Below are 26,471 nucleotides of genomic sequence, written 5' to 3'. Positions count from 1 at the left end.
GATGACATGTCAAAAAAACGTGTCTATGAGTACGCAAAAGAAAAGAACTTATCCAGTAAGGAAGTATTGAAGAAAGCCAAAGAAGCTGGGCTAGAATTCAAGAGCCATATGTCTTCAATGTCTGATGATCAAATTAAACAGCTTGACCAAGCCCTAGCGAAGAAGAAGGACCAGGACAAGCCTGCCCAGAATACGCAAAAGGCCAAGAAAAATAACACTAATAAAGCGAAAGCAAATGACCAAGACAAGAAGGGCAAAACAAAGAAAGATCAGGCAAAAGGAAATATGAGCAAAAACAAAAATAAGAAGAAAAATCAAAATAAACGGCAGCGTAACCAGAATAAAAACAACCATAAGCATCCAAACTACAACAAACGGAAGAAAATCCACCATGACCAACCTAAGAACAACAAGCCTAAGGAACTTCCAGAAAAAGTTGTCTTTACCGATGGGATGACAGTGGCTGAGCTGGCTAAGAAGATTAAACGCTCACCAGCTGACATCATTAAGAAACTCTTCATGATGGGGATCATGGCCACCCAAAACGAATCCCTAGAGCGTGATGCGATTGAACTCATCCTCGATGATTATGGCATTGAAGCAGAAGAAAAAGTAATTGTTGACCGCTCTGACTTTGACCATTACTTCGAAGAAGCTGCCAATGAAGAGGAAGACAAGCTGAAGAGCCGTCCCGCTGTTGTGACGATTATGGGTCACGTTGACCACGGGAAAACCACCTTATTGGATTACTTGCGTCAAGCTAATGTGGTTGAAGGTGAAGCTGGGGGCATTACCCAACATATTGGGGCCTACCAGGTCAAGGCCAATGATGAATTGATTACCTTCCTCGATACCCCAGGACACGCGGCCTTCACTACCATGCGGGCTCGTGGGGCAGACGTTACCGATATTGTTATCATCGTTGTAGCAGCTGATGATGGCGTGATGCCACAGACTGTGGAAGCCATCAACCATGCCAAGGCAGCCGATGTGCCAATCATTGTCGCTGTCAACAAGATCGATAAGCCAACTGCCAATCCTGACCGGGTGAAAAATGAATTAATGGAATATGGACTAGTCCCTGAAGAATGGGGCGGGGATACCATCTTTGTCAATATTTCTGCTAAATTTGGGGAAAATATTGATGAATTATTAGAAATGGTTCTGCTGATCTCTGAAGTAGAGGAATACAAGGCTAATCCAGATACCTATGCCATCGGATCAGTTATTGAAGCCCGTTTAGATGCACACCGTGGAGCCATTGCAACGGTTCTGGTTCAAAACGGAACCCTCCATACTGGAGATGCCATTGTGGTTGGGGATACCTATGGCCGGGTTCGGACCATGGTCAATGACCAGGGCCGCCGCATCCATGACGCCAGCCCATCTACCCCAGTCGAAATCACTGGTCTGCAAAATGCGCCTTCAGCTGGTGACCGTTTCGTCGTCTTTGAAGATGAGAAGACTGCACGGACAGTTGGGGAAGAGCGTGCGTCTCGGGCCCAAGAAGAGCGCCGCCAAGCCCACACCAAGGTCACCTTGGATAATCTCTTTGATACCATTAAGGAAGGTCAAATGAAGACCGTTAATGTGATTATTAAGGCCGACGTCCAAGGTTCAGCTGAAGCTCTAGCAGGAAGCTTGAAGAAGATCGATGTGGAGGATGTGCGCGTTGACATTGTTCACAGTGCCGTGGGTGCAGTAAACGAGAGTGATGTGACACTCGCTTCTGCTTCTAACGCTATCATTATTGGCTTCAATGTGCGTCCAACCCCTCAAGCCAAGACCCAAGCCCAAGCTGAAGATGTTGAAATTCGTCTTCATAATGTGATCTACAATGCCATCCAAGAGATTGAAGATGCCATGACCGGTCTCCTCGATCCTGAATACGAAGAACAAGTAACAGGTGAAGTGGTTATCCGCGAAACCTACAAGGTATCTAAGGTAGGGACTATCGGCGGGGCCTATGTGACCAATGGTGTCATTCGCCGGTCCAGCAAGGTCCGCGTCATCCGCGATAATATTGTGGTTTACGATGGGGAATTAGCTTCCCTGCGCCGCTTTAAAGATGACGTCAAAGAAGTGAGCAAGGGCTTTGAATGCGGATTAATGATCGAAAACTATAACGATATCAAAGTTGATGATATTATTGAACCTTACGAAATGGTTGAAATTAAACGTAAATAAGAGGTGAAAGATTATGGCTAAGTACCGTGTGGAACGGGTGGCCCAGGAAATCCTCCGGGAAGTCAATGACATCTTGCAAAAACGTGTCAAAGACCCCCGGGTTGAAAATGTCACCATCACTGATGTTGATGTAACTGGCGACCTCCAACAAGCCACGGTTTACTATTCGACGCTAGATAAGTCCGAAAGTAAGCGAGAAGAAGTGCAAAAAGGCTTAGACAAGGCATCTGGCCTTATCCGAAGTGAAGTTGGCAAGCGCCTGCAAATTTATAAAACACCTGAATTAAGCTTTAAGCGCGATAGTTCGCTCGAATACGGTGAGCATATCGATGCCCTGTTGAATAAGATTAAAGCTGAAGAAAAGTAGAGAAAGACTCTATGGCCTAAATAGCAGAATAAAAAAGCAAGCAGGGGACTGGATTCCATCCAGTTCCTTGCTTGCTTTTTAACGTTTAAGCTTGGGCGAGCTGGTCGTAGAGTAATTGATAGGACCGGCGTCGGGCTTCTTGGTCTGCTAGAGGCGTGTAGATCATGATTTCATCAAATTGATAGCGATCTTTTTCTTCAAGCAGAATGTCTCGTACTTCTTCGGCCGTCCCCTTGACGAAGATACGTTGTTTTTCTTGTTCTTGGATAAAGTGCTCGGCTTGAGGGGATAAGTTGATAGCCGCAGCTTCTTCGGCAGATAAGATGGGATTAAAGCGGTTCTGCGCCTGTTCGAAGCGGGCAATTTCCAAGGACTTGGCTTGGTAGTCCGCTTCTTCACGGCTGTCTGCTGCAACCACCATATAGGTCGACATGGTTTGTGGTTCTTGGTGGAAGGCACTAGGACGGAAGCTTTGCCGGTAGTGGGTGAAGATATCTTCCGGTGCCTTAACACCGAAGAACTTGGCAAAGCTATAGCCCATTCCTAAACGTCCACTATGGCCGGCTGAGTTACCGCTTGAGCCTAGCATCCAGGCTTGGGGCAGGCTTTCAAGTCCCTGGGGCGAGGCTTCAATCCCTTGATAGAGAGGATCGGTTCGGTCTTCTTCACTGATGAATTGGAGGATGGTCGCTGTTTTTTGGTAGAGGTCATCTGGCCAGTGGGGGTCACCTTGGCCTAGGGCATAGATGGCCTGACGTCCTCCGCCTGGTGCTCGGCCAATACCGAGGTCCACCCGGTCAGGAGCTAAGGTGGCTAATGATTTGAAGACTTCAGCAATCTTCAGAGGGGAATAGTGCATGATCATGGTCCCTCCCGTCCCCACACGGATTTGTTGGCTAGCAGCAGCCACATAGGCAGCAAGGATTTCTGGAGCGGAAGAACCGTGCGTACTAGAGCCATGGTGTTCAGCGTACCAGATCCGCTGGTAGCCGATTTGGTCGAGGTACTGGGCGAGTTGGATACTGTCGGCATAGGCCTGGCTTAAGTTTTTATCCTTGGGCCGGCTAATGAGATCGAGAGCAGATAATTTCATGTAAAGGCCTCCTTACTTTTTATTAGATTCTATCAGCTTATTTGGGGGAAAGCAAAAATTCCAGATTCCTTAGCAGATATCTTCAGCTTTCCAGGGGAATTTGTTATAATGACTGAGATACGGAGAAGGAGGATTGTTTATGGATGGGATTATTGCTTTATGGAAAGAAAAAGGCATGACCAGTCATGACTGCGTCTTTAAACTTAGAAAAATACTAAAGACTAAAAAAGTGGGACACACAGGAACTCTCGATCCCAATGTCGATGGGGTCTTGCCTATCTGCATCGGTAAGGCGACTAAGCTGGTTGATTTCATGATGGATAAAGATAAGGTCTATCGCGGTGAAATTTGTCTCGGTTTCGCTACGGATACCCAGGACTTGGATGGCCAAGTGGTAGCTGAAAGTTTTCTGGATAAGCCACTTACTGACGAGGAATTAGCTGAAGGTTTGAGCTCGCTAGAAGGTTGGATTGACCAGGTGCCACCGATGTACTCAGCGGTCAAGGTAAAGGGACGCCGCCTCTATGACTACGCCCGTGCAGGGGAGACAGTTGAACGGCCTAAGCGCAAGGCACGGATCGATTATTTTGCGCAAACAGGCCCTATGACTTACAATAAAGATAAAGGACGTTTGACTTTTCCATTTGAAGTCAAGTGCGGCAAGGGGACCTATATTCGGACCCTTGCGACGGATCTTGGCACTTATTTCGGTCAAGAAGCGACGATGACTCAACTGACTCGGATAGCTTCGACCCCCTTTAAAGCCAGTGATTGTTACCGTCTTGAAGAGGTTAAAGCGATGGTGGAAGCTGGCGACCAGTCCTTTCTCCATCCCCTTGATGAGCTCTTGGGCCAATATCCGATTTGGCAAGTTCCTGACCATTTAAAGAAATTAGTGGCCAATGGGGCAGTTCTGAACCAAGAAAATCTACCTACTGAATTGGCTGACAAGCTACCCGTGCGAGCCTATATCGACGGTCAGCTCAAAGCACTCTATGGCCAGCATCCAGACTTATCGGAACAAATGAAACCATTAAAAATGTTTTAGTGAGGGATTCTATGCAGACAATTAAATTACACCATCCATTCTCTAATGACCAAGTTCTAAAAGGGCCTATTGTGCTAGCACTAGGTTTCTTTGATGGGGTCCACCGGGGCCACCAGCGGGTCTTAGCGGCCGCTCGGCGTGAAGCCAGTAAACGCCGCCTCCCCTTAGTTGCTATGACTTTTGACATGGCGCCGAGCATCATGTATCAAGAACTCAAGCCGACTGAGGTGAAATATTTAACCACGGTTGAGGCTAAAGAGCGGCTAATGGCCCACCATGGCGTGGACTATCTCTACCTTGTCCAGTACACCAGTCAATTTGCCTATCAAACGCCCCAAGAATTCGTTGACCACTACATGGCTGGCTTGAATGCCGCCGTTGTGGTGGCTGGTTTTGACTATACTTATGGCAAGAAGGATATTGCCAATATGCAGACCCTGCCGGATTATGCCAAGGGACGCTTTGAGATCCTTGAAGTGCCTGAACTCGCCTTCCAAAACAAAAAGATAGGTAGTAGGCGGATCAAAGCCCTTCTTGAAGAAGGCCAACTTGGAGCGGCCAACCAGGCTCTGGGCCACCCTTACTTCTTCAAGGGCACAGTTATCCATGGCGAGAAGCGGGGCCGGACCCTGGGCTATCCCACGGCGAATTTAAGCTTTAGCGAGGAAGTCTTAGTGCCTGCTGTTGGGGTCTACGCTGTGGAATGTGAGCTCAACCACCATCTCTACCGGGGAATGGCTTCGATTGGTTACAATGTGACTTTCGGTGACAATCGCGAACAGACGGTGGAAATTAACTTGCTAGATTTTGAAGAAGAGATCTATGGGGAAACCATGACCGTCTTTTGGCATGCTTATTTAAGGCCTGAATTAAAGTTTGACTCGGCAGAAGCCTTAGTGGACCAGCTCCACCAGGATGCCCTGGATACACAGGCTTATTTCGACCAAGAGGGCTTAGAAGAAATGAATGAGGGATAAGCTTGGCACAATCGATTTATATCCACATTCCTTTCTGTAATCATATCTGCTATTATTGCGACTTTAACAAGGTCTTTATCGAAAACCAGCCAGTGGATGACTATATCTCTGCCTTGGGACGCGAATACCGGGCCTTTGCTCAAGAATTAGGTCAGGAAAAGATTGAAACCATTTATGTGGGAGGCGGGACGCCTTCCAGCCTCAATGAGGCCCAGATTGCAGATGTCTTTCAGTCTCTCTATCCTTTGATTGACTTGAGTCCAGAAGCCGAGATTTCTTTTGAAATCAATCCCAATGATATTACGGCTGACAAGTTAGCTATGCTTAAAGCACAAGGGGTTAATCGCCTGAGTATCGGGGTTCAGACCTTTAACAATGAACTCTTACGAAAGATTGGCCGCAAACACACGGCTGAAGAAGCTGTTGCCGGTATCCGCTTGGCCCAAGAGATGGGCTTTGATAACCTTTCTATGGATTTGATTTTTGCCTTACCTAAGCAAACTTTGGCTGATTTTGAAGATTCTTTACACCAGGCTCTAAAGCTGGACCTACCCCATTATTCCATTTATTCTCTGATCTTAGAGAAGAAGACGGTCTTCTATAATTTGATGCGCCAGGGCAAACTTCCCTTGCCTAGCCAGGATTTGGAAGCTGAGATGTTCCAAGTGGCTATTGATGCTATGGAGGGTGCAGGCCGCCGCCATTATGAAATTTCTAATTATGGACTTCCCGGCTATGAATCCCGGCACAACTTGGCCTATTGGGACAATGCCGAGTATTTTGGTTTTGGGGCAGGGGCCCATGGCTACTTGAAGGGTTGGCGCTACCAAAATCATGGCCCTATCCAGCACTATCTCGAAGCTGTGGCTGACCGAGGCCATGCTATCCTTAGAAAGCAAGAATTATCCTTAGAACAGCGGATAGAAGAAGAGATGTTCCTGGGCTTAAGAGAAGCAGGAGGGGTTTCTCGGGCCCGCTTTAAGGCGGATTTTGGTATCGACCTCTACGACTTATACCAGGATGCCATCGACCAGCTCTTAGACCAGGGCTTGATAATCTTCGATGAGGACCATATCGCCTTAAGCCACCATGGCCTCTTCCTCGGCAACGAGGTCTTCCAGACCTTCCTCCTCTCCGATGAGACCGACTAGGGCAATTAAAATGAAAAGCATCCCAGATTCTCTTTGACAGAGGTCTGGGATGCTTTTGCTATTAACTAAATTTCTTGTTTACTGGCTTGGACATTAATCGGCCGCTGGTCGTTTAAGAGGGGATCGTCGGGACTGAGTGCGGCTTTTTGGCGCTTGCCAGAGATCCAGTAGAGGACGAAAATAGCGGCTGTAATAATGAAACCTACAATATAGGTTGTTGTTGATAGGGACATTCTAAAGCCGATTGGTTCGGTCAAGATATAAACCACTACTGCCAGTAACATGAAGAGGCTTGGAATCAGGGTGATTAAGTAATTGCGACTCTTGAGATAGAGGTAGCGGGTAGATACAAGAAGTGAAATTACAGCGGTCACTTGGTTGGCCCAGTTAAAGTAACGCCAGAGCACTTGGAAGTCCACGAAGGTGAGGACAAAGGAAATGGCGTAGAGGGGTAGGGTGATCGCTAGGATCTTTTTCATCGTATCTTGCTTAATGTTCAGGTAGTCAGCTAGGATAGCGCGCAGACTGCGGAAGGCAGAAAGTCCTGAAGAAAGCGGGAGGACGATAACTCCCATGATGGCTAGGGTACCGAAGATACTACCGAGCAGGAGATAAGAAACCTCATTAACGACAACAGATGGTGTACCTGATGCAATCATTTCACTTAGGGTCTTACCGTCGAATAAGGTGAGGGAAGCCGCTAGCCAAATCATGGCAATGACTCCTTCAGCGATCATCATCCCATAGAAGGTATACCGGCCCTCGCGTTCATTGGTCATCGTCCGAGAAACCATGGGGGCCTGGGTGGCGTGGAAGCCGGATAGGGCCCCACAGGAGATGGTGAAGAACATACCCGGGAAGATGGCTAATTTATCTGGGTGGAAGTTCTGCAAAGTAGCCAGGCTTAATTCAGGCATAGAGGCATGGTCGACCATAAGTAAGCGCAGGCCAATTGCAGCTGTCGAAATGATTAGGATAGCGCCAAACCAGGGATAGACCTTACCCAAGGCCTTATCAATCGGCAGGATGGTCGAAATCAGGTAGTAGATAAAGATAGCAATCACAATACCGATCAATGGGACGCCAGCGGGTAGGATTAATTTAATTAGGCTGGCGGGGGACATGACAAAGACCGTCCCGACCAGGAGAAGTAAGAGCATGGCGAAAATATTAACTACATGCTTGACAATATTTCCGAGATAACGTCCTGTCAATTCGGGTAGGTGAGCCCCATTATTACGCAGGGAAATCATCCCGATCATATAGTCATGGACAGCTCCCGCAAAGATGCAGCCAATGATAATCCAAAGATAGGCTACAGGACCGTAGAGGGCACCCATAATTGGGCCAAAAATTGGACCCGTTCCGGCAATATTGAGCAATTCAATAATGGCATTCTTCTGTTTAGACATGGGAACAAAGTCTAAGTTATCGCGGAGGGCCTCAGCCGGTGTTGTCCGGTTGGGTTCAATCTGGAAGTTCCGCTCGACAAAGCGCCCGTAAACAAAATAGCCAAGGATCAAGAGGGCAATGCCGCCTAAAAATGTAAACATATAAAGTGCTCCTTTCTTATGTAATCGCTTTATATGTTGTTAGGATAGCATATTTTAAAGTTTTTTTAATCTTTTTGCCGCGAAATGACTAGGGAGACGCTTGAATTAACTAAATGCGCCAGTGAAATGCGGGCACTTGTGATCGCTTGTTTAGGACTTAAAAACCCAACTTATCGCGGAAAATTTTTGTATAGGACCGACTGACTGGAACCTTGAGCTGGTCTAGGCTGAGCATATAAGTTTGGTTGAAATAGGGTTCGATCCGTTTGATGGCAGATAAGCGGACGATATAAGAGCGGTGGACTTGGAGGAAATCTTGATCAGCTAGCTTTTCTGCAAAGCTCTTGAGGGTCTCTGAACTATTGTAAGCCTGAGCACTTGTGTAAAGAAGGGTATTGCCTGCTTCTGCTACAATGGCTTGGATGTCCGCTTGGTCGAGCAGGACAATGGCCTCTCCTTCCTGGACCGGAAAACGTTTGGGACTGGCTTCTGAACCAGCTTGCGGCCGCTTGACGAGGTGTTCAATCTTTTGGATACACTGCTCGATACGGTCTTCTTCGAAGGGTTTCATGATATAATCCACGGCATCCAAGTTGAAGGCATCCAGGGCATATTCCTGGTAGGCCGTCGCAAAGACCACTAGAGGGGGTTTGGGCATCTGCCGGATGACATCGGCAATTTTAAGGCCTGTCTCGCCTACTAACTGTACATCTAAAAAGACCAGGTCGATCTTCTGGCTTAAGAGCACTGTTAGGGCCTCTTCGACACTAGCCGCTTCTTCAATTTGCCAGTCTTTGCGTTGGTTATGGATGAGGTATTGGAGCTCGTCACGGGCTAGGGGTTCATCATCAACAAGTAAAAGATGCATTAGTCATTCTTCCTTTCAATTGGGATGAGGCAGCTCACTCGGGTGCCTGCCTGGGAGGTCTCGATGTCGAACTGAGCCTGGTCATTGTAGAGAGTTTTTAGTCGCTGGCGAATATTGTTGAGGGCCGTCCCGTTCCCCTTACTTGGAATGCTTTCATTATTAAAGATCGCCGCTAATTTATCCTCCCCTATGCCAGAACCATTGTCGCTGACACTTAAGGCCAGCTCTTGGTCTTGGACCTGTACCCTGATGGTCAGAGCCTGGTCGTTCTTGTTTGCCTTATTTTCAAAGGCGTGCTGGATAGCGTTCTCAACCAACATTTGGAGGACAAAAGGAGGAATTAAAAGATCCAGGCTCGCCGGATCGATTACTTTTGAGATTTGATAGCGGTCAGGGAAACGCGCCTGGATAATCGAGAGATAGGCTTGGATGTGTTCTAATTCTTGGCTGATGCTAATTTTTTCATTGCGGGCCCCATTCAGATTGGCCCGGAAATAGTGGCTCAATTCAATCAGAAGTTGTCGGGCACGGTTGGGATCTAAGCGCACTAAGGAACTGATGGTGTTCATGGCATTGAAGAAGAAGTGGGGGTTGACCTGGGCTTGGAGCGACTTAATTTCGGCATCCTTCAAAAGCCGGGTGTTTTGGTCAGCAATTTTTAATTCGTATTGCATGGAGAGGATCTGGGAAAGCCCAAGGAGGATTTCTTCGATCAAGGGATTGGGTTCCGCATGGCTATTGAATTCTAGGATAAAAAGGCTGTGCAAGTCTTCCTTGACGAAGATGGGCAGGGAGAGGTAATCGCCGACTTGGATGAGCTGTCCAGCCTCGGCTTGGCCCTGGTAGGCTTGCCAAAAATCGCTGATTTGGTCACGGCTGAGGGCGAGTGACTTGGGATAGGCGTAGAGCTGGCTTTTGGGGCTATAGACGGCGATGGCTTGGAGGTCGAAGCTCTCATAGAGTTTAAGTGAAATGATCTCCGCGCTCTCTTGGGTCATTTGACTGGAGAAGTAGGGCAGGATCTTTTGAGTCACCAGGAAAATATCCTTGGTCTGGGAAATCTTTGCCCACTCTAAATCGCGCAAGCTCTGCTGGATAACGCTCAAAAAAAGCCAGACCCCTAGCCCATCCGTTACTAGCATAGGTAGAGCGATAAGTTGGAGGAGAGATTGGGCTTCCTGGCTAGAAGGAGAGAGGAGGGCAATGAGGGACAATTGGATTAGCTCCAAGCCCATGAGCGAAAGAGCAGCCTGGCGGACTTGGATAGCCTTGAGCGAACTGGGAAAAAACTGACCTAGATAGGCTGCTGCTAAGCCGATACAGAGGGAGGATGTCACATAGATATATGCCGTATCCCCACCTTGGAGCCAGCGGATTAAAGCCGATAGACCTGCAATGGGCAAGCTCAGGGCAAAGCCACCAACCAGACCTGCGATACCGATAATAACGACCCGGAAGTTAGCAATAGCAGAGCCCGCCTGGATGGACCAGGTGTGGACGGGGACAATCTCCCTTGAGGCAAGGATTTCAATCCCAGAAATATTGGCAAAGACGGTGAAGGCAGCAAAGACGACCAATAAGACCAGGTAGTCTTTTTTTGATTGACGGTTGACCAGGGCCTCCTTGAAGCGGGGAATATAGAGTAGGGCGTAGGCGAGAAGAACCATCAAGCCGGCCCGCTCCATCAACAGCATAAAAAGTTCAAGCATTTAACGAGCCTCTCTTCATGAAAAATAGTTGGGGTTTAGCAATTATATACACTATTGATCGATTTTCTTTAGCTATTGCTAAGTTTAACAGATTCTCCTAAAAGCGACTAGAGGCTGAAGATTGCCTCTTACAATTTTTAATTTTATCATTATAATAAGGATAAAGCGTTTTATTAGAAAGGAATGATTAGATGGTAAGAAAAGGATGGCGATTGCTTCTCCTGGTCTCCTTGGTCTTCTTATTAGGAGCCTGCCAGGGACAGAAGGGCCAACAGAAGGTATTAATTGGTTCTAAGGCTTCGGATGCTGAAATCTGGCGCTATATTGCTAAGTCGGATGCAGCTCAGGAGGCTGGTTTTGAAATTGAGGTTAAAGATTTTGTCGAAGGTCCAGTTCTCAATACAGCGACGGCTGAAGGGGAGGTTGATGTCAATGCCTTCCAGAATTTTGCCTACATGAATAGCTTCAACCAAGAACAAGGCGACTCCCTTGTAGCTCTGGGATCGACTTATTTTGAACCCATGGGCCTGTATTCCGCTAACTTGGACAAGTTGGAAGATCTGGACCAAGGGGCTCATATCGGCTTAGCAGACTATCCTTCTGACCAGTCCCGGGCCTTGCTCTTGCTTCAGGCAGCGGGCTTAATTGAGTTAAGTGATGAAGAGAAGAGCCTCTACAGTGTGGATGATATCCAGGCCAACCCCAAACAATTAAATTTTGACGTGATGAATGAGAATACCCTACCACGCAGCTTGACTGACCTAGATGCGGCCTGCATCGGCAACACGATTGCCATGGAAGCAGGCTTGGATCTAGAAGAGGATACGATCTATAAAGAAAGTGTCAATGACGATACTCTGGGCAGCGTCAATATCCTTGCGGTTGCCAAGGACCATCCCAATAAAGAAGCCCTTAAAAAACTTCTCGACCTCTACCATTCGGAGGATGTTCAAAATTTTGTTAAGGAAAAATTTAAAGGGACCAAACAGCCGGTTAAATTAGACCAGGAAGAAATTAAAGCAGCCAGTCAATACGAGAAGTAAGAGGCATTAACCAAAAGTCATGTTCAATTTGTTCATGACTTTTTTATTTAAAATGGACATCCCTAAGCTTATGAAACTAGGGCTTTTTTTAGCCTAAGTAGATAGTTTAGATCTTTGGTCTAGTGCACATATATTTTCTCTTGTTAAAAGATCAAAAAAATGTTTGACTATTGTTGACATTAATTTCTGAACATGATATATTATATGTGTTAGCAGTTGAAGTCGCCAAGTGCTAAAGAGGTGAGAACATGTTAACAGAAAGACAAATGCTGATCTTGCAGGCAGTGATCGATGCTCATGCGTCCCTTGCTGAGCCTGTGGGGTCCAAGGCCTTAGCTGATGACCCCCATATTAATGCAAGTTCGGCGACTATCCGTAATGAGATGAGTTATTTGGAGAAGCTTGGCTTGTTAACGAAGATGCATTCCTCTTCAGGACGAGTGCCGACTGAGTCAGGCTACCGCTATTATATCAATTATATTTTGCCCCGTTACGGGGGACTAATTGATCGCGGTTTAAGTCGAGACCAGGCTGAGCGGGTTGAAGAGATTTTTGCTTCGCCCTATACCCAGTTGGCAGATATAATTGCTCGGTCAACTGAGGCGATGGCTGAACTGACAAGTTACGTTGCTATCGCCTTGGGTCCTCAAGTAACCCACCATCGCTTAGCTGCCTTTCGGATTGTTGGCATGACACCACACAAGGCAATGGCGATTCTCATTACTGACCAAGAAGCTGTTGAAAATCAAGTCTTCACGATTCCTGAAGGATTGGACGAAGGCGCGCTTGACCAGCTTGTTCATTTGGTGAATGAAGAGCTGGTGGGACTCCCACTCTATGAAGTTGTCCTGCGTTTGCGCCAAGACTATATCCACTATTTGGATCGTTCGGTCCAACATTTACTTGAGAAAGAGTTACTCATTCAAAGCTTGCTGATGAAATTAAATGAAGAGAGGCTCAATATTCAAGGCACGGATAAGTTTTATCAAACATTATCGAAGAAAGACGAGATTGACCAAATCTTAAATCTTAATGCCTTATTGAGCGACCAAGATGTGGTCACCCAGCTAATCGAGGAACCCCAAACCGGTATTCAGATTCGCATCGGCAAGGAATTAGAAGATAAACGGCTCAAGCATATGAGTTTAATGACTTCAACAATTGGTGAAGAAGATCCTGCTAATCAAATTACATTTGCGATTCTCGGTCCAGAAACCATGTCTTACTTGCAGGTTGCCCAGCTTTTTAATGGGATGCGATCTGCCATTCGCAGGTATTTGGATGAGAGCAATGAATTAAGGCAAAATTAAAAAGGAGGCTTTACTCAAGTGTCAGATCAGGAAAAAGATTTCGAAAGAGAAGAAGAAAAAGAGAAAGTTTCTAATGAAGAAGTCGACGAACAAACTGAAACAAATGAAACAAATATAGAAAAAGAAGAAAGTCAAGCAGATCCGGTGGCTGAATTGGAAGATAAGATCGCGCAAAAAGATGATCAAATCTTACGTTTATCTGCTGAAATCAAAAATATCCAGCGCCGCAATGCTAACGAAAGACAAGATGCGGCCAAGTATCGGTCACAAAATTTGGCCCAAGCCATTCTTCCTTCCCTAGATAATTTGGAACGCGCCTTGGCTATTGAAGCTGATGACGAAGCGTCCAATAATCTGAAGAAGGGGGTTGAGATGGTCCACCAAAGCTTGCTTCAAGCCTTGAAGGCAGAAGGGGTTGAGGTGATCGATCCAGTCGGTGAAGCCTTTGACCCGAACTTCCACCAATCCGTTTCTTCTGTGCCTGCTGAAGAAGGTCAAGAAGCAGAAGAAATTGTTGAAGTTTACCAAAAAGGTTATGTCTTAAAGGACCGCGTCTTAAGACCTGCAATGGTTATCATTGCACAATAAAAAAAGACTAATGTTCACGCTATAGAGCGAATAATCGAAGAAAAGGAGATTTTACATTATGGCAAAAATTATTGGTATTGACTTAGGAACTACAAACTCAGCTGTCGCAGTACTTGAAGGTGGCGAACCTAAGATTATTCCAAACCCAGAAGGTAACCGGACGACACCATCTGTTGTATCCTTTAAAGATGGGGAATCATCTGTCGGTGAAGTAGCTAAACGTCAAATGGTTACCAACCCTAATTCAGTTGCATCCATCAAACGTCACATGGGTGAATCGGGTTACAAGGTTCACTTAAATGATAAGGATTATACCCCTGAAGAAATCTCTGCCATGATTCTTCAATACCTGAAGAAATATGCGGAAGACTACCTCGGCGAAACGGTAAGCAATGCCGTGATTACCGTTCCTGCTTACTTTAACGATGCCCAACGTCAAGCAACTAAAGATGCTGGTCAGATCGCTGGCTTGAAGGTTGACCGGATTGTTAACGAACCAACCGCAGCTGCCCTAGCTTATGGCTTAGACAAGACTGATTCTGAAGAACAAGTTCTCGTCTTTGACTTGGGTGGTGGGACTTTCGACGTTTCCATCCTTGAATTAGGCGATGGTGTCTTCGAAGTACTATCCACTGCAGGTGACAATGAACTTGGTGGGGATGACTTCGATAACAAGATTGTTGACTTCTTAGTTGAAGACTTTAAGAAGGAAAATGGGATTGACCTCTCATCTGACAAGATGGCTATGCAACGTCTAAAAGACGCCGCTGAAAAAGCTAAGAAAGACTTGTCAGGGGTTACTTCAACCCAAATCAGCTTACCTTTCATTTCAGCTGGTGAATCCGGTCCTCTACACTTAGAAACTACTTTAAGTCGGGCTAAGTTCAATGAATTAACGGCTGACCTGGTTGAACGGACGAAGAAACCTGTCCAACAAGCCTTAGCTGATGCTGGCCTTAAAGCTTCAGATATTGATGAAGTGATCTTAGTTGGGGGGTCTACCCGTATTCCAGCGGTTGTTGACGCCGTTAAACAACAAACAGGCAAAGATCCTAACCGTTCTGTTAACCCTGACGAAGTGGTTGCCATGGGTGCCGCTATCCAAGGTGGGGTAATTACAGGTGATGTGAAGGACGTTGTACTCTTAGACGTTACCCCATTATCACTGGGTATCGAAACCATGGGTGGTGTCTTCACCAAGTTAATCGACCGGAATACAACTATTCCAACTTCTAAATCTCAAGTCTTCTCAACTGCAGCTGATAACCAACCAGCCGTAGACATTCACGTTCTCCAAGGTGAACGTCCAATGGCAGAAGACAACAAGACTTTAGGACGCTTCCAATTAACTGATATCAACCCAGCCCCACGTGGTGTTCCACAAATCGAAGTTACTTTCGACATCGACAAGAACGGGATTGTTAACGTTAGCGCTAAGGATAAAGGCACAGGTAAGGAACAAGCCATCACTATCCAATCTAATTCCGGCTTAACCGAAGAAGAAATTGACCGGATGATGAAGGATGCTGAAGCTAACGCAGCTGAAGACGAAAAACGTAAAGAAGAAGCTGACTTGAAGAATGAAGTGGAACAATTGATCTTCCAAACTGAAAAAACCACTAAAGACGTGGAAGGCAAGGTTGACCAAGCTGAAATCGATAAGGCCAATAGCCTGAAAGATGAATTGAAGGCTGCCCAAGAAGCCAATAACTTGGATGACATGCGTGCTAAGAAAGATGAATTGAACGAAGTCCTTCAAAATCTAACGGTCCAACTTTACCAACAAGCTCAAGCAGAAGCTGACGCTCAAAATGGTGAAGAAGATGGCAAAAATGATGACGGCTCCGTTGACGCTGACTTTGAAGAAGTCGATAATGACTAATTAAGTTCGAGTTTATCCCCTGTTCTGCGCCAAGGGCAGGGGGTTTTCTTTTGAAAGTTAACAGATAAGAAGATGAGATAGGAGGGAAGCGCGTGGCAACACAACGTGATTATTACGATATTCTAGGCGTTTCTAAGGACGCTAGCCAAGCAGAAATAAAAAAAGCTTACCGCAAGCTATCTAAAAAATACCACCCTGATATCAGCGATGCTCCCGATGCTGAGGAAAAATTTAAAGAAATAACGGAAGCTTATGAAGTCTTGAGTGATGAACAGAAGCGGTCTCAGTATGATCAGTTTGGCCATGCCGGGGCTCAAGGCGGCTTTGGTGGCTTCGGAGGTGGCCAAAGTAGCTACCAATCTTATACGGGGTCCGACTTTGAAGATATCTTTTCCCAATTCTTTGGTGGAGGATCGAGCTTCGGCGGCTTCGGTGGTTTCTCATCTGGCCAAGCTCGCAATCCGAATGCTCCTCGCCAGGGGGATGACTTGCAGTACACCATTGACTTAAGCTTTAAGGAAGCCGTCTTTGGGGTTGAAAAGACCATTAAGTATAAGCGCGAGGAAGAGTGCCATGTTTGTAATGGTAAGGGGGCTAAGCCTGGTACGGCAGCCAAACGCTGTCAGCAATGTAATGGGAGCGGGGTTGTCAACCAAACCCGTGACTCGCCATTCGGGCGGATGCAAACCCAAACGACTTGCCCTAACTGTGATGGAGAAGGGGAAGTTATTGAACACAAATGTGACCACTGCCATGGATCTGGCCGTGAAACCGTTACCCACACCGTCAAGGTTAATATTCCTGCCGGAGTGGATGATGGCCAAAGCATGCGCCTAGCTGACCAAGGGAACGCTGGTTATAACCGAGGGCCTAAGGGCGACCTTTATGTTGTCTTTAGAGTCCAAGAGAGTGATATCTTTGACCGCCGGGGCGCTGATATTTACTTCGAATACCCCATTAATTTCGCTCAAGCCGCTCTAGGCGATGAGGTAGAAATTCCAACTGTCCACGGCAAGGTGAAGATGAAGATTCCAGCTGGAACCCAGTCCGGGGATAACTTCCGCTTGCGGGGCAAGGGTGTCGCTAAGATTAATTCCAATTCAACCGGTGACCAACATGTCACAGTCAAGGTTGTGACACCGAAAAATCTTAACGACAAACAAAAAGAAGCACTCCGCCAATTTGCTGAGGCATCAGGTGATAATGTGACGGAAGAAGAACAAAATTTCTTTGAAAAATTGAAAAATCGCTTTAAAGATTAAGCCTGACCGAGAAGGGGCCAACACTTAAAAAAGTGCTCGGCCTCTTTTTTATCCAAACGAAAGACAAAGCTTGCCTAATCCTATCTCTTTACATTAAAATAGAGAATAGATCATTAACGAACAATGCTTATAAGGATGTGAATATTTAGGTGTCAAATCAATTAGATATCCAAAAGTTAAAAGAAAGGCAAGAGAGGATTCGAAACTTCTCAATCGTGGCCCATATTGACCACGGAAAGTCGACCTTGGCTGACCGTATTCTCCAACAGACGGGGACTGTTTCCGACCGTGAAATGCACGACCAGCTCCTCGACTCCATGGACCTAGAACAGGAGCGGGGCATTACCATTAAATTAAATGCGGTGGAGTTAGAATACCAGGCTGATGATGGGGAGACTTATATTTTCCACTTAATTGATACGCCAGGACACGTCGATTTCTCCTATGAGGTTTCACGGAGTCTAGCGGCTTGTGAGGGGGCTATCTTAGTGGTGGATGCAGCCCAAGGGATTGAGGCGCAGACCTTGGCTAATGTCTATCTGGCCCTAGAGAATGACTTGGAATTATTGCCTGTAATCAATAAAATTGACCTGCCAGCTGCCGATCCAGAGCGGGTCCGCACGGAAATCGAAGATGTGATCGGACTGGATGCTAGTGAAGCAGTCTTGGCCAGTGCCAAGGCAGGAATTGGGATTCCAGAAATTCTTGAACAGATCGTCCATGATATCCCAGCCCCTCAAGGAGACCTGGAGGGACCTGTCCAAGCTTTAATCTTTGACTCAGTTTATGATGCCTATAAAGGCGTTATTTTAAGTATCCGCGTCCAAAATGGGATTATCCAAAAGGGCGATACCATCCAACTGATGAGCAATGGTAAAGAATTCGATGTGACGGAACTAGGGATTATGTCCCCTCAACCGATTCCAAGAGATTATTTAATGGCCGGCGATGTGGGCTACCTGGCCGCAAGCATCAAGACCATCCAAGATACCCAAGTGGGGGACACAGTTACTTTGGCTGCTAATCCAGCTGCTGAACCCTTACCAGGCTACCGGGAGATGCAACCCATGGTGTATTGTGGACTCTATCCTGTTGATTCTTCGGAATATGTTGACTTGCGGGAAGCGCTAGAGAAACTTCACTTAAACGACGCCTCTCTGGAATTCGAGGCAGAGAGTTCGACCGCGCTCGGTTTTGGTTACCGTTGCGGCTTCCTCGGCCTCCTGCATATGGATGTCACCCAGGAGCGTTTAGAACGCGACTTTGGCCTGGACTTGATTATGACGGCCCCCTCCGTTATTTACCAGGCCTATAAAATGGATGGCGAGGTTGTTCAAGTTTCCAACCCATCGGAAATGCCAGATAATACGGAAGTGGACCATGTAGAAGAGCCCTATGTTCGGGCTGAAATTATGGTTCCCCAATCCTTCGTTGGCGCAGTCATGGAACTCTGCCAGCGCAAGCGGGGTGAATTTGTGACCATGAATTACTTAGATGATATTCGGGTTACGGTGATCTATGATATGCCCCTAGCCGAAGTCATCTATGACTTCTTCGATAAATTAAAATCGAATACCAAGGGCTATGCCTCTCTTGACTATGAAATTACAGGCTACCGGCCAAGTCAATTGGTCAAATTAGACGTCCTCTTGAATGGCGAAGTTGTCGATGCTCTTTCGATTATTGTCCACAAAGACTTTGCCTATGAACGAGGTCGTCAGCTCGTCAGCAAGTTGAAGGAAGTTATTCCGCGTCAACAATTTGAAATTCCCATCCAAGCCGCTATTGGCAATAAGATCATTTCGCGGACCAATATCAAGGCTCTGCGTAAAAATGTTCTCTCCAAGTGCTATGGCGGGGACGTCTCTCGGAAGCGTAAATTACTAGAAAAACAAAAGGAAGGGAAGAAGCGGATGAAGGCCATCGGTTCGGTGGAAGTGCCACAAGAAGCCTTCCTTGCCATTCTCAATATGGATGACGATGCCTAAGTCTTGTCGACTGAGCCAGCTGTTTTTTACAGCTGGTTTTTGCTAATTTTATATCAAATTTCTCCTGTGTTAGAATAAGGAAAACGATAGAAATGAGGTTGTCAGATGCAAATCAAAACGTTAACAGTTGGGGCACTCCAGGCAAATTGTTATATCATCAACCAGGAAGAGTTGACCAAGGCCCTTTTGTTAGATCCGGGAGCAGAGCCTGATCGGATTATCGCTTATTTAGAAGATCAAGGACTGGAAGTAGAAGCAATCTTACTGACCCATGGCCACTGCGACCATATTGGGGCTTTAGAGGCCATTAGAGACTATAGCCAGGCGCCTGTCTATATCCATCCTGCTGACCAGGACTACTTGCTTTCTCCTGAGAAGAACTTATCAGGTCTCGGTTTTGCTTCCCAAGCCCTGACCTGCCGGCCGGCTGAAGAGGCCTATCAAGAAGGCAAGACCTACCATTTAGCGGGTTTTAGCTTTGAAGTTTTCCATACCCCAGGACATACGCCGGGTGGGGTCTCCCTTTATTTTGAGGAAGAGGGCGTTCTTTTTTCTGGAGATACGCTCTTTCGTCATTCTATTGGTCGGACAGACTTAATCGGTGGGGATACGGCAACTATTCTTAAAAGCATCATCCAAAAACTCTTCGCCCTCCCCGAAAATACCCGGGTATTTCCTGGCCATATGGGGGAAACGACGATTGCTGAAGAAAGAAATCATAATCCCTTCTTCAAGCTTTCATGATAAGAGATTTTACTTACAATTTAGGCTTAGCTAGGTTATAATTAAATTAGAAAACAATGTTTAACATTACAACCTGGAGGGATTATATAATGTCCATTAGAAAAACATTTGATAACCAATTACATGAACTGAGCGAACTCTTTAAAAGTATGGGAGACCTAACCCTTCAAGCGATTGAACATTCAAGTGATGCTTTACTCGATCACAAGGTTGTCATTTCCCAGCAAGTTATTGAAAATGATGATGAGATCAACGAGTACGAGTTTAAGATTGAGCGGGACTGCTATCGCTTAATTGCCCTGCAACAACCCGTTGCCAATGATTTACGGATGATTGCTTCGATCTTAAAAGCAACCTCAGACTTAGAACGGATGGGCGACCATGCTGTATCAATCGCTAAATCTTCTTTAGTTATTGCTGATTCTCAACGTCTGCCAGCTATTGAAGAAAAAATTCGTGAAATGTCAGTTAAAGTGGAGGCTATGGTTAGAGATGCCATCGCTGCTTTCTTTGCTAAAGATGCTAAAGCTGCTAAGGAAATTGCGGAAAGAGATCATGAAGTCGATGCCCTCTACAAGCAAGTCCACAATGATATCGTTGATGAAATTACAGCAGGGGACAATGCAGACCTTAGTGAAAGTGCAGCTGCCTATCTTTCTGTTGCTTCAAACTATGAACGATTAGGAGACTACACCACCAATATTTGTGAACGCGTCCTTTATATGGAAGATGGCGACATGGTGGACTTGAACGTCTAGTCACTTCTAATAGTGAAGTCAGTCTGGAAACAGGCTGACTTTTTTAGATATTTACTATTCAGATGAAGTCAAAGATTTCATTAATGGGAAATTTGGAGGAAGGATGCAATCCATTCGCTTATCAAGAGAAGAGCTTAATTAAGTCTTAGGGCTCTAAGGATTGCTTAGTCTATCTTGCCACTAGCTATCTAGCTGGTGGTTTTCTTTAACTTTAGTATGACTTTCATTTAGGGATTTTAGACCTTCAAGCTTAACAAGTCATAAAAATTAGTTTAGAATAAACTTAGCTAAGGAAATTTTCACAGAAAAGGTGGAAAGCATTGAAAAAAGGATTATGGAAGTTCTTCTTGGGCTTGCTTATGATCGCTGGCTTAGGGGCTTGCCAACAAAACGTTAAGCCCCAAGAAGACTTGACTATCCAAGTCTATGTGGATGGTAAGCTGCTGGAAGATAAAAGCTTGCCCAAAGAAGAAGTCATTGGGGAAACTTTGCTCGATGTCATGGCTGATCATTATGAGCTTGAAACGGACGGCCACTATATCCAAGCGATCAATGGCTACCGGGAAGATCCCCTAGCCAAGCGTTGGTGGCGCTATGAATTAAACCAAGAATCGAGCGATATCCCCTTAGACCAGGTGCAGATCGAAAGAGGCGACCAAGTCGTCTGGAAACTTGATAAGATAAGCTAGCTGGTCCTCAGTCCAAGGATGATGGGATAGTTTAGAAAGGAAGAAAAAACATGAAGAGAATGACACATTATCTGGCAGTCCTAAGTTTGGCAGCCCTTGTTCTTAGCGCTTGTTCAGCGGAGAAAGCCCCGGTTAAGGAAGCCCACGAGGCAGCAAGCAGTCAAAGCAGTCAGGAACTTGCTTCCTCTAAAGCAGAGGCTAAGGCTAGCACGGAAGATGTCGCCGCTGCTAAAGAGCGGATTAAAGGCTTAAATTCGGTGATTCCAGTGATTGGAGCAGTGGCTTATCCTGATGCCGACATTTATGTGCCTATTTTCGACGGTCTAACTGAAGAAAATATGTTGCATGGGGCTTCGACTTTCTTCCCCGGCGAACAAAAATTAGGCCAGGGGAATTATCCGATTACCAGTCATAATATGAATTACTTTGGAGAAAACCTTCTCCTTACGCCCATCCTGGACAAGACCAAGATGGGGGATTCGATCTATGTGACTGACTTAGATAAAATTTACCGTTTCGAGGTCGATTTTAATGAGGTGGTTCCAGAAACTCGGGTGGACTTGGTTGATCCTAAGACTGATCAGGCCATGTTGACCCTGATGACCTGCACCAAGGCTCTAGGGGACGATCCCAACCGTAAGATTGTCCAGGCCAAGCTGGTCGATACCATTGATTTTGACCAAGCTGATCCAAAGACTTTGGACCTCTTCAAGGGAGAATACCGTGATGTGGAACATATCTACTAAACTAAAAAATTAGCGAAGCAAAATAAGCGGCCCTTCCTCTGCTAGTGAGGAAGGGCCGCTTATTTTTTAGCTTTTTATTTGTATTCTTTGAAGTAAGAAGTTGGTGTTTGGTCAGCAAGTTCGCGCAAACGGTCGCGAGATTCTTGGGGGAGCGAGCCGCCAAAGTCCATAAATTCAACCAGGTCCTTGAATGCCCGGTGAGGGATCTTCAGGTCATCGAGTTCTTCAACTGAGAAGCCCAGGTTAATCTCATCTTCTTGGCCAGCTTCTAGCTTAGTCACGAAATCAGGTTCGGTGACAAAGACGGAAGACAGGCCCACCATATCCGCATATTGGAAGGCTTCAAGGGCCTTGTCAGGGCTATTGATCCCACCGGTTGCAATGACGGGCACACGGCCATTGACATGGTTGTAAACCGTTTCATTAACGAATTGGCCTTCGTATTTGCCGGCGCGGACCTTTTCTTTATAGATATCATGGCCCCAGCTGGCGATGGCATAGTATTGAAGGTCAGCGACATCGAGCAAGCGGTCGAAATACTCGTTAAATTCTTCAACTGTATAGCCAATTTGGCTGCCTCGGGTTTCTTCTGGCGTGCCCCGGAAGCCAAGAATGAAGTCTGTAGCTCCTTCTTCTTCGATCACCTTTTGGCAAGCGGCTGTGACTTCAACCCCGAAGCGGGCCCGGTTTTCGATGGATTGGGGGCCATACTGATCGTCTCTTTGGTTGGAGAAGGGAGAGAAGAATTGTTGGGGGAGGAGACGTTGGGCATTAGAAATTTCCACCCCGGCAAAGCCTGCTTGGATAGCGCGGCGAGTTGCAGCGGCATACTGGGCAATGACATGGTCAATCTTGCGCTGGCTCATGGGGTAGACGGTATGTTCGACTGGGGTCTTCAGCTCCATCCGGCTAGGGCCATAGACTGCATGGTAGTCTTGAAGAGCAATCTTGGCGAAGCGGCCAGCATGGGTGAGCTGTAAGATTGCCTTAGCCCCGTCTTTTTGCATACTTTCAGCTAATTTGGACAAGCCATAGATGAAGCGGTCATCACGGACGCTGGGCCCATATTCGAAGAGTTGGGCATAGTCTTCAATATAGGCAGCGGTCGTCACTTGTAGGGGAGCGGACTGGGACCGTCTCTCAGCGTAGAAGAGGTCTTCATCGGTCACGAAGCCTTCTCTGGACGATGAATTAGTGGTGAGGGGGTTGAGGGTAAAGCGGTTTGCTAGTTCAATTCCATTAGGGAGTTTAACCGGCTCAAAAAGTGCCTGGTATTTGGCAGTTGTTTGTTTGGACATCTGATTTCCTCCTATCATATTTATTACCGATTATAGCATATTTTTTTACTTTAAAAAACTTTTAAAAAAGGCGTGCATTTTTTAGGGCATTCGACTATTATAGTTAGTGCTGAGTAGGAGGGGCAAGCCTTTAAGTTAAGAGATTTCAATGATGCAGGTTAGGGGCTCGGCCTTAGATCATGCCGGCCAGAGCTCTGCAATGATTAAGCTTGCGCCTTAATGAAGCAATGCGATTTAATGATAGGAACGAGCGCTTAGTTGAGCTGGTTCATGCCCAAATGATAACTTAGCAGATGAATGATAAAGAGAAAGAAGCGAAGTTAAGTCAAATGAAAATATCAATTGTGGGGGCTGGAGCAGTCGGCTCCGCCTTATGCGAGGACCTTTCAAGTAAACAGTATGATGTGACACTGATTGAAAAAGATGCTCATAAATTAGAAGACTTGCTTGCCAACTATGACATTATGGGAGTCTTGGGAAATGCAGCGACCATCAGCGTCTTAGAAGAAGCCAATATTAAAGACTGCGATGTCTTTATTGCAGTGACCAATTATGATGAAATCAACTTGATGGCCTCCATTGTGGCCAAGGAACTCGGGGCCAAGTATACTATTGCCCGGGTGTCTAATCCGGAATATACGGATTATCTGAACTTCTCCAATGGCAAACTCGGGATTGATCTCATCGTGAATCCTGAGCTGGAGGCTGCGACTGAAATGCTCAATAACCTAGACTATCCCTCTGCCTTTAGCGTAGAATCCTTCTTCAGGGGCCGGGCACATCTGATTAGTTTGGATGTGAGTGAGGGTAGCCAGATTGATGGTTTGGCTCTCAGCCAGTTAGGAGCGGTCTTTGACCATATTGATAAGATCTTGATCTGCGTGGTGGAACGCCAGGGCGAAATCTTTATTCCTTATGGGGACTTCGTGATCCGGGCCAATGACCGGGTCTATGTGACAGGGGATTCCCAGCAATTGCGTGAGTTCTATAAGGTCCTAGGCGGCTCGACCAAAAAGATCCGCTCGACCATGATCGTAGGTGCCTCCAATATCGCCTTCCACCTGGTGCCCAAACTTATCCAAAGAAAGATTGCCGTTAAGGTGATTGAGCGCAAGGAAGAAAAGGCTCTCCGCCTAGCTGCTGAGAATGAAGAAGCAGTGGTTATTGTCGGCGACGGGACCCATCCAGACCTCTTATTTGAAGAATATTTGGAGAATTTTGATGCCCTCATAACCCTGACTGGGATTGATGAAGAAAATATTGTCTTATCTATCCTGGCCAAGCGCCTCGGTATCGGCAAGACCCTGACTAAGATGGACCGGGTGGCCTTGATCGAATATACTGGTCTGATGGACCTGGAAACCGTAGTGATCCCCCACCAGCTCTTCGCGGACCGTATTATCCACCTGGTTCGCTCCTTTGTACGCTCCTATGGGTCTAATATTGAGAAGTTCTACCGCATTGCCAATAACCAGGTGGAAGCCATTGAGTTCACAGTGGCTTCGGATTCGCGCTTGGTCGGTAAGTCCTTAATTGAAATTAACCTGGTCGACAATGTGATGATCGGGTCGATTTTTCGCCAGGGACAAATCATTATCCCGAGTGGCCATGACCAGTTACAGGCTGGCGACCGCTTGATCATCGTCGCCTACCAACGTGATATCTCCGACCTGGATGACATTCTAAGGGGGTAGGGCATGAATACACGTGTAATTGTCCATACCCTAGGCCGGATACTCGCCGTATGCGGTTTCCTTATGTTGCTGCCTGTCTTAGTGGCTCTCTTCTACCAGGAAGGCTGGGATAATGTCCTCGCCTTTCTGGGGCCAGCTCTTTTCCTGATGTTGGCTGGAGGGCTGATGGGCCGCCGTAAGTTAGCCAACCTAGCGATTTATACCAAGGAATCTATGTTGGTGGTCGCCTTGTCTTGGATTATAATGAGCTTCTTTGGAGGCCTGCCCTTTATCTTTACCGGCAGCATGGATTCGCTCTTCGATGCTTTTTTTGAAACGGTGAGTGGTTTTACTACGACGGGGGCTAGCGTCCTGACCGATGTCGAATCGCTAGACCATTCAGTCCTCTTCTGGCGGACCTTTACCCACTTTATTGGTGGGATGGGGATCCTGGTCTTTGTTCTAGCTGCCTTGCCCCGTGTTGATCGCCGGGCAGGTAAGATCATGAGTGCCGAGGTGCCGGGGCCCAGCTTCGGTAAAATCGTTCCCCGCTTATCCTTTACCGCCCGGATCCTCTACGCCTTGTACTTCGTCTTCTTCCTTGTCTTAATTCTGGCCTTGGTCTTAGCTGGGATGCCGGTCTTTGACGCTATCCTCCATGCCTTTGGGACGGCCGGAACAGGGGGCTTTGGGATTAAGGCGACCAGTGTTGCTTATTACGACTCCAGTCTGATCAATTATATTTTAATCACAGGCATGTTAATTTTTGGGGTCAACTTTAACCTCTACTTCCTTTTTTTCATCCAAAGAGACCGCCGGGCTTTTAAAAATGAGGAGTTAAGAAATTACCTCTTGATTGTAGCAGGAGCGACAGCCTTGATTATTTGGAACATTAAAGATCAAACAGCTGGCCTCGGTCAGGCCCTCGAAGAAGCCTTGTTTACTGTTGCTTCGGTGATTTCCACAACCGGCTTTTCCATTAATGACTTTAACCAATGGCCAGAATTCTCTAAAGTGATCTTACTTTTATTAATGTTTGTCGGGGGCTGTGCCGGCTCAACGGCGGGTGGTCTCAAGGTTTCACGTCTGACCATCTTATGGAAGAGCTTCTTAGCTAATACCAAGCGAATCATCCATCCTAACCAGGCCGTCGCCTCACGGATGGAAGGCAAGCAAGTGGACACGGCTTGGTTGACGACCGTCAAGAATTATTTTGTGACCTATGTCTTGCTCTTTGTCCTCTTTGTGCTGTTAGTATCTCCTTCTATGGGGGACTTGGAGACTATTCTATCGGCTGTCGCTACGGCCTATAACAATGTCGGGCCCGGTCTAGGAGAAGTCGGGCCAGCTGCGAGCTTTGCCCAATTAAGCGATTGGAACAAGCTGGTCCTATCCTTCGCCATGCTCTTTGGTCGCTTAGAGATCTATCCGATGCTCCTGCTCTTCTCCAAGCACACCTGGCAAAAAATCTAATTGACAGGATCGGGCAAAATCGCTAAACTATAAAAAGAAATAAAAAGAGGAGGGACCCATCAAA

22 protein-coding genes are annotated in these 26,471 nt (G+C 46.5%); 17 read left to right on the top strand and 5 right to left on the bottom strand.

The window, feature by feature from the left end; translation table 11 throughout:
• The first annotated feature begins 6 nt into the window (after positions 1 to 6).
• Positions 7 to 2,187, top strand: a complete 2,181-nt coding sequence (gene infB / locus QP860_RS01545) for a translation initiation factor IF-2 (RefSeq protein ID WP_284912068.1) — start codon at positions 7 to 9, stop codon at positions 2,185 to 2,187.
• Positions 2,188 to 2,200: 13 nt separating this feature from the next.
• The gene (gene rbfA, locus QP860_RS01540; RefSeq protein ID WP_284912067.1) at positions 2,201 to 2,554 is read left to right on the top strand and encodes a 30S ribosome-binding factor RbfA; all 354 of its coding nucleotides are present in this window, start codon (positions 2,201 to 2,203) and stop codon (positions 2,552 to 2,554) included.
• A gap of 85 nt (positions 2,555 to 2,639) precedes the next feature.
• Here rbfA and QP860_RS01535 read toward each other — a convergent pair whose 3' ends face one another.
• Positions 2,640 to 3,647: an MsnO8 family LLM class oxidoreductase gene (locus QP860_RS01535; protein WP_284912066.1), complete on the bottom strand. Its 1,008-nt coding sequence runs from the start codon at positions 3,645 to 3,647 to the stop codon at positions 2,640 to 2,642.
• 139 nt (positions 3,648 to 3,786) lie between these two features.
• Between QP860_RS01535 and truB the strand changes: the two genes are divergently transcribed.
• From truB to hemW, 3 genes are read left to right on the top strand one after another with little or no spacing between them, the layout of a single operon-like run.
• A complete protein-coding gene (truB, locus tag QP860_RS01530) occupies positions 3,787 to 4,695 on the top strand; it encodes a tRNA pseudouridine(55) synthase TruB (RefSeq protein WP_284912065.1) in 909 nt (302 codons plus the stop codon).
• Between the two features lie 11 nt (positions 4,696 to 4,706).
• Positions 4,707 to 5,672, top strand: coding sequence for a riboflavin biosynthesis protein RibF (gene ribF, locus QP860_RS01525; RefSeq protein ID WP_070617030.1), 966 nt, complete (start codon positions 4,707 to 4,709; stop codon positions 5,670 to 5,672).
• Positions 5,669 to 6,823, top strand: a complete 1,155-nt coding sequence (gene hemW, locus QP860_RS01520) for a radical SAM family heme chaperone HemW (protein WP_070617031.1) — start codon at positions 5,669 to 5,671, stop codon at positions 6,821 to 6,823. Before ribF ends, hemW begins: the two co-directional genes overlap by 4 nt.
• A gap of 65 nt (positions 6,824 to 6,888) precedes the next feature.
• Here hemW and QP860_RS01515 read toward each other — a convergent pair whose 3' ends face one another.
• From QP860_RS01515 to QP860_RS01505, 3 genes are all read right to left on the bottom strand, one after another.
• Complete coding sequence (locus tag QP860_RS01515) at positions 6,889 to 8,376, bottom strand: carbon starvation CstA family protein (RefSeq protein ID WP_070617032.1); 1,488 nt, start codon at positions 8,374 to 8,376, stop codon at positions 6,889 to 6,891.
• 157 nt (positions 8,377 to 8,533) lie between these two features.
• Complete coding sequence (locus tag QP860_RS01510; RefSeq protein ID WP_070617033.1) at positions 8,534 to 9,244, bottom strand: LytR/AlgR family response regulator transcription factor; 711 nt, start codon at positions 9,242 to 9,244, stop codon at positions 8,534 to 8,536.
• On the bottom strand, positions 9,244 to 10,953 hold the full coding sequence (locus QP860_RS01505; protein ID WP_070617034.1) for a LytS/YhcK type 5TM receptor domain-containing protein: 1,710 nt from the start codon (positions 10,951 to 10,953) through the stop codon (positions 9,244 to 9,246). Before QP860_RS01505 ends, QP860_RS01510 begins: the two co-directional genes overlap by 1 nt.
• 191 nt (positions 10,954 to 11,144) lie before the next feature.
• Here QP860_RS01505 and QP860_RS01500 point away from each other — a divergent pair, with 191 nt between their 5' ends.
• The 10 genes from QP860_RS01500 (at position 11,145) to QP860_RS01455 (ending at position 21,963) form a co-directional block, all read left to right on the top strand.
• Positions 11,145 to 11,996: a MetQ/NlpA family ABC transporter substrate-binding protein gene (locus QP860_RS01500; protein WP_070617035.1), complete on the top strand. Its 852-nt coding sequence runs from the start codon at positions 11,145 to 11,147 to the stop codon at positions 11,994 to 11,996.
• 248 nt (positions 11,997 to 12,244) lie between these two features.
• Positions 12,245 to 13,306, top strand: coding sequence for a heat-inducible transcriptional repressor HrcA (gene hrcA / locus QP860_RS01495; protein WP_284910863.1), 1,062 nt, complete (start codon positions 12,245 to 12,247; stop codon positions 13,304 to 13,306).
• An 18-nt stretch (positions 13,307 to 13,324) separates the two neighbouring features.
• Positions 13,325 to 13,894 carry a nucleotide exchange factor GrpE gene (gene grpE / locus QP860_RS01490; RefSeq protein ID WP_284912064.1) on the top strand — a complete coding sequence of 190 codons (570 nt, stop codon included), beginning with the start codon at positions 13,325 to 13,327 and terminating at the stop codon, positions 13,892 to 13,894.
• A gap of 58 nt (positions 13,895 to 13,952) precedes the next feature.
• Positions 13,953 to 15,776 (top strand): molecular chaperone DnaK, encoded by a 1,824-nt coding sequence (dnaK, locus tag QP860_RS01485; protein ID WP_284910864.1) that lies wholly within the window; start codon positions 13,953 to 13,955, stop codon positions 15,774 to 15,776.
• 92 nt (positions 15,777 to 15,868) lie between these two features.
• Positions 15,869 to 17,038, top strand: a complete 1,170-nt coding sequence (gene dnaJ / locus QP860_RS01480; RefSeq protein ID WP_284912063.1) for a molecular chaperone DnaJ — start codon at positions 15,869 to 15,871, stop codon at positions 17,036 to 17,038.
• A 149-nt stretch (positions 17,039 to 17,187) separates the two neighbouring features.
• Positions 17,188 to 19,026, top strand: coding sequence for a translation elongation factor 4 (gene lepA / locus QP860_RS01475; protein WP_284912062.1), 1,839 nt, complete (start codon positions 17,188 to 17,190; stop codon positions 19,024 to 19,026).
• A gap of 105 nt (positions 19,027 to 19,131) precedes the next feature.
• Positions 19,132 to 19,770 carry an MBL fold metallo-hydrolase gene (locus QP860_RS01470; protein WP_284912061.1) on the top strand — a complete coding sequence of 213 codons (639 nt, stop codon included), beginning with the start codon at positions 19,132 to 19,134 and terminating at the stop codon, positions 19,768 to 19,770.
• An 89-nt stretch (positions 19,771 to 19,859) separates the two neighbouring features.
• Positions 19,860 to 20,528, top strand: a complete 669-nt coding sequence (phoU, locus tag QP860_RS01465) for a phosphate signaling complex protein PhoU (RefSeq protein ID WP_168162691.1) — start codon at positions 19,860 to 19,862, stop codon at positions 20,526 to 20,528.
• Between the two features lie 320 nt (positions 20,529 to 20,848).
• Positions 20,849 to 21,217: a DUF4430 domain-containing protein gene (locus QP860_RS01460; RefSeq protein WP_070617042.1), complete on the top strand. Its 369-nt coding sequence runs from the start codon at positions 20,849 to 20,851 to the stop codon at positions 21,215 to 21,217.
• 50 nt (positions 21,218 to 21,267) lie between these two features.
• Complete coding sequence (locus QP860_RS01455; RefSeq protein ID WP_070617043.1) at positions 21,268 to 21,963, top strand: class A sortase; 696 nt, start codon at positions 21,268 to 21,270, stop codon at positions 21,961 to 21,963.
• 74 nt (positions 21,964 to 22,037) lie between these two features.
• Here QP860_RS01455 and QP860_RS01450 read toward each other — a convergent pair whose 3' ends face one another.
• Positions 22,038 to 23,261 carry an NADH-dependent flavin oxidoreductase gene (locus QP860_RS01450; protein ID WP_284912060.1) on the bottom strand — a complete coding sequence of 408 codons (1,224 nt, stop codon included), beginning with the start codon at positions 23,259 to 23,261 and terminating at the stop codon, positions 22,038 to 22,040.
• A gap of 329 nt (positions 23,262 to 23,590) precedes the next feature.
• On the opposite strand from QP860_RS01450, the gene trkA reads away from it, so the two are divergent.
• On the top strand, positions 23,591 to 24,955 hold the full coding sequence (gene trkA / locus QP860_RS01445) for a Trk system potassium transporter TrkA (RefSeq protein ID WP_070486015.1): 1,365 nt from the start codon (positions 23,591 to 23,593) through the stop codon (positions 24,953 to 24,955).
• Positions 24,956 to 24,958: 3 nt separating this feature from the next.
• On the top strand, positions 24,959 to 26,407 hold the full coding sequence (locus tag QP860_RS01440; protein WP_284912059.1) for a TrkH family potassium uptake protein: 1,449 nt from the start codon (positions 24,959 to 24,961) through the stop codon (positions 26,405 to 26,407).
• Positions 26,408 to 26,471: the final 64 nt, after the last annotated feature.

The sequence above is a fragment of the Aerococcus sp. UMB1112A genome (assembly GCF_030230715.1).
Taxonomy (GTDB): Bacteria; Bacillota; Bacilli; order Lactobacillales; family Aerococcaceae; genus Aerococcus.
This window is presented reverse-complemented; position numbering and strand designations above follow the sequence as displayed.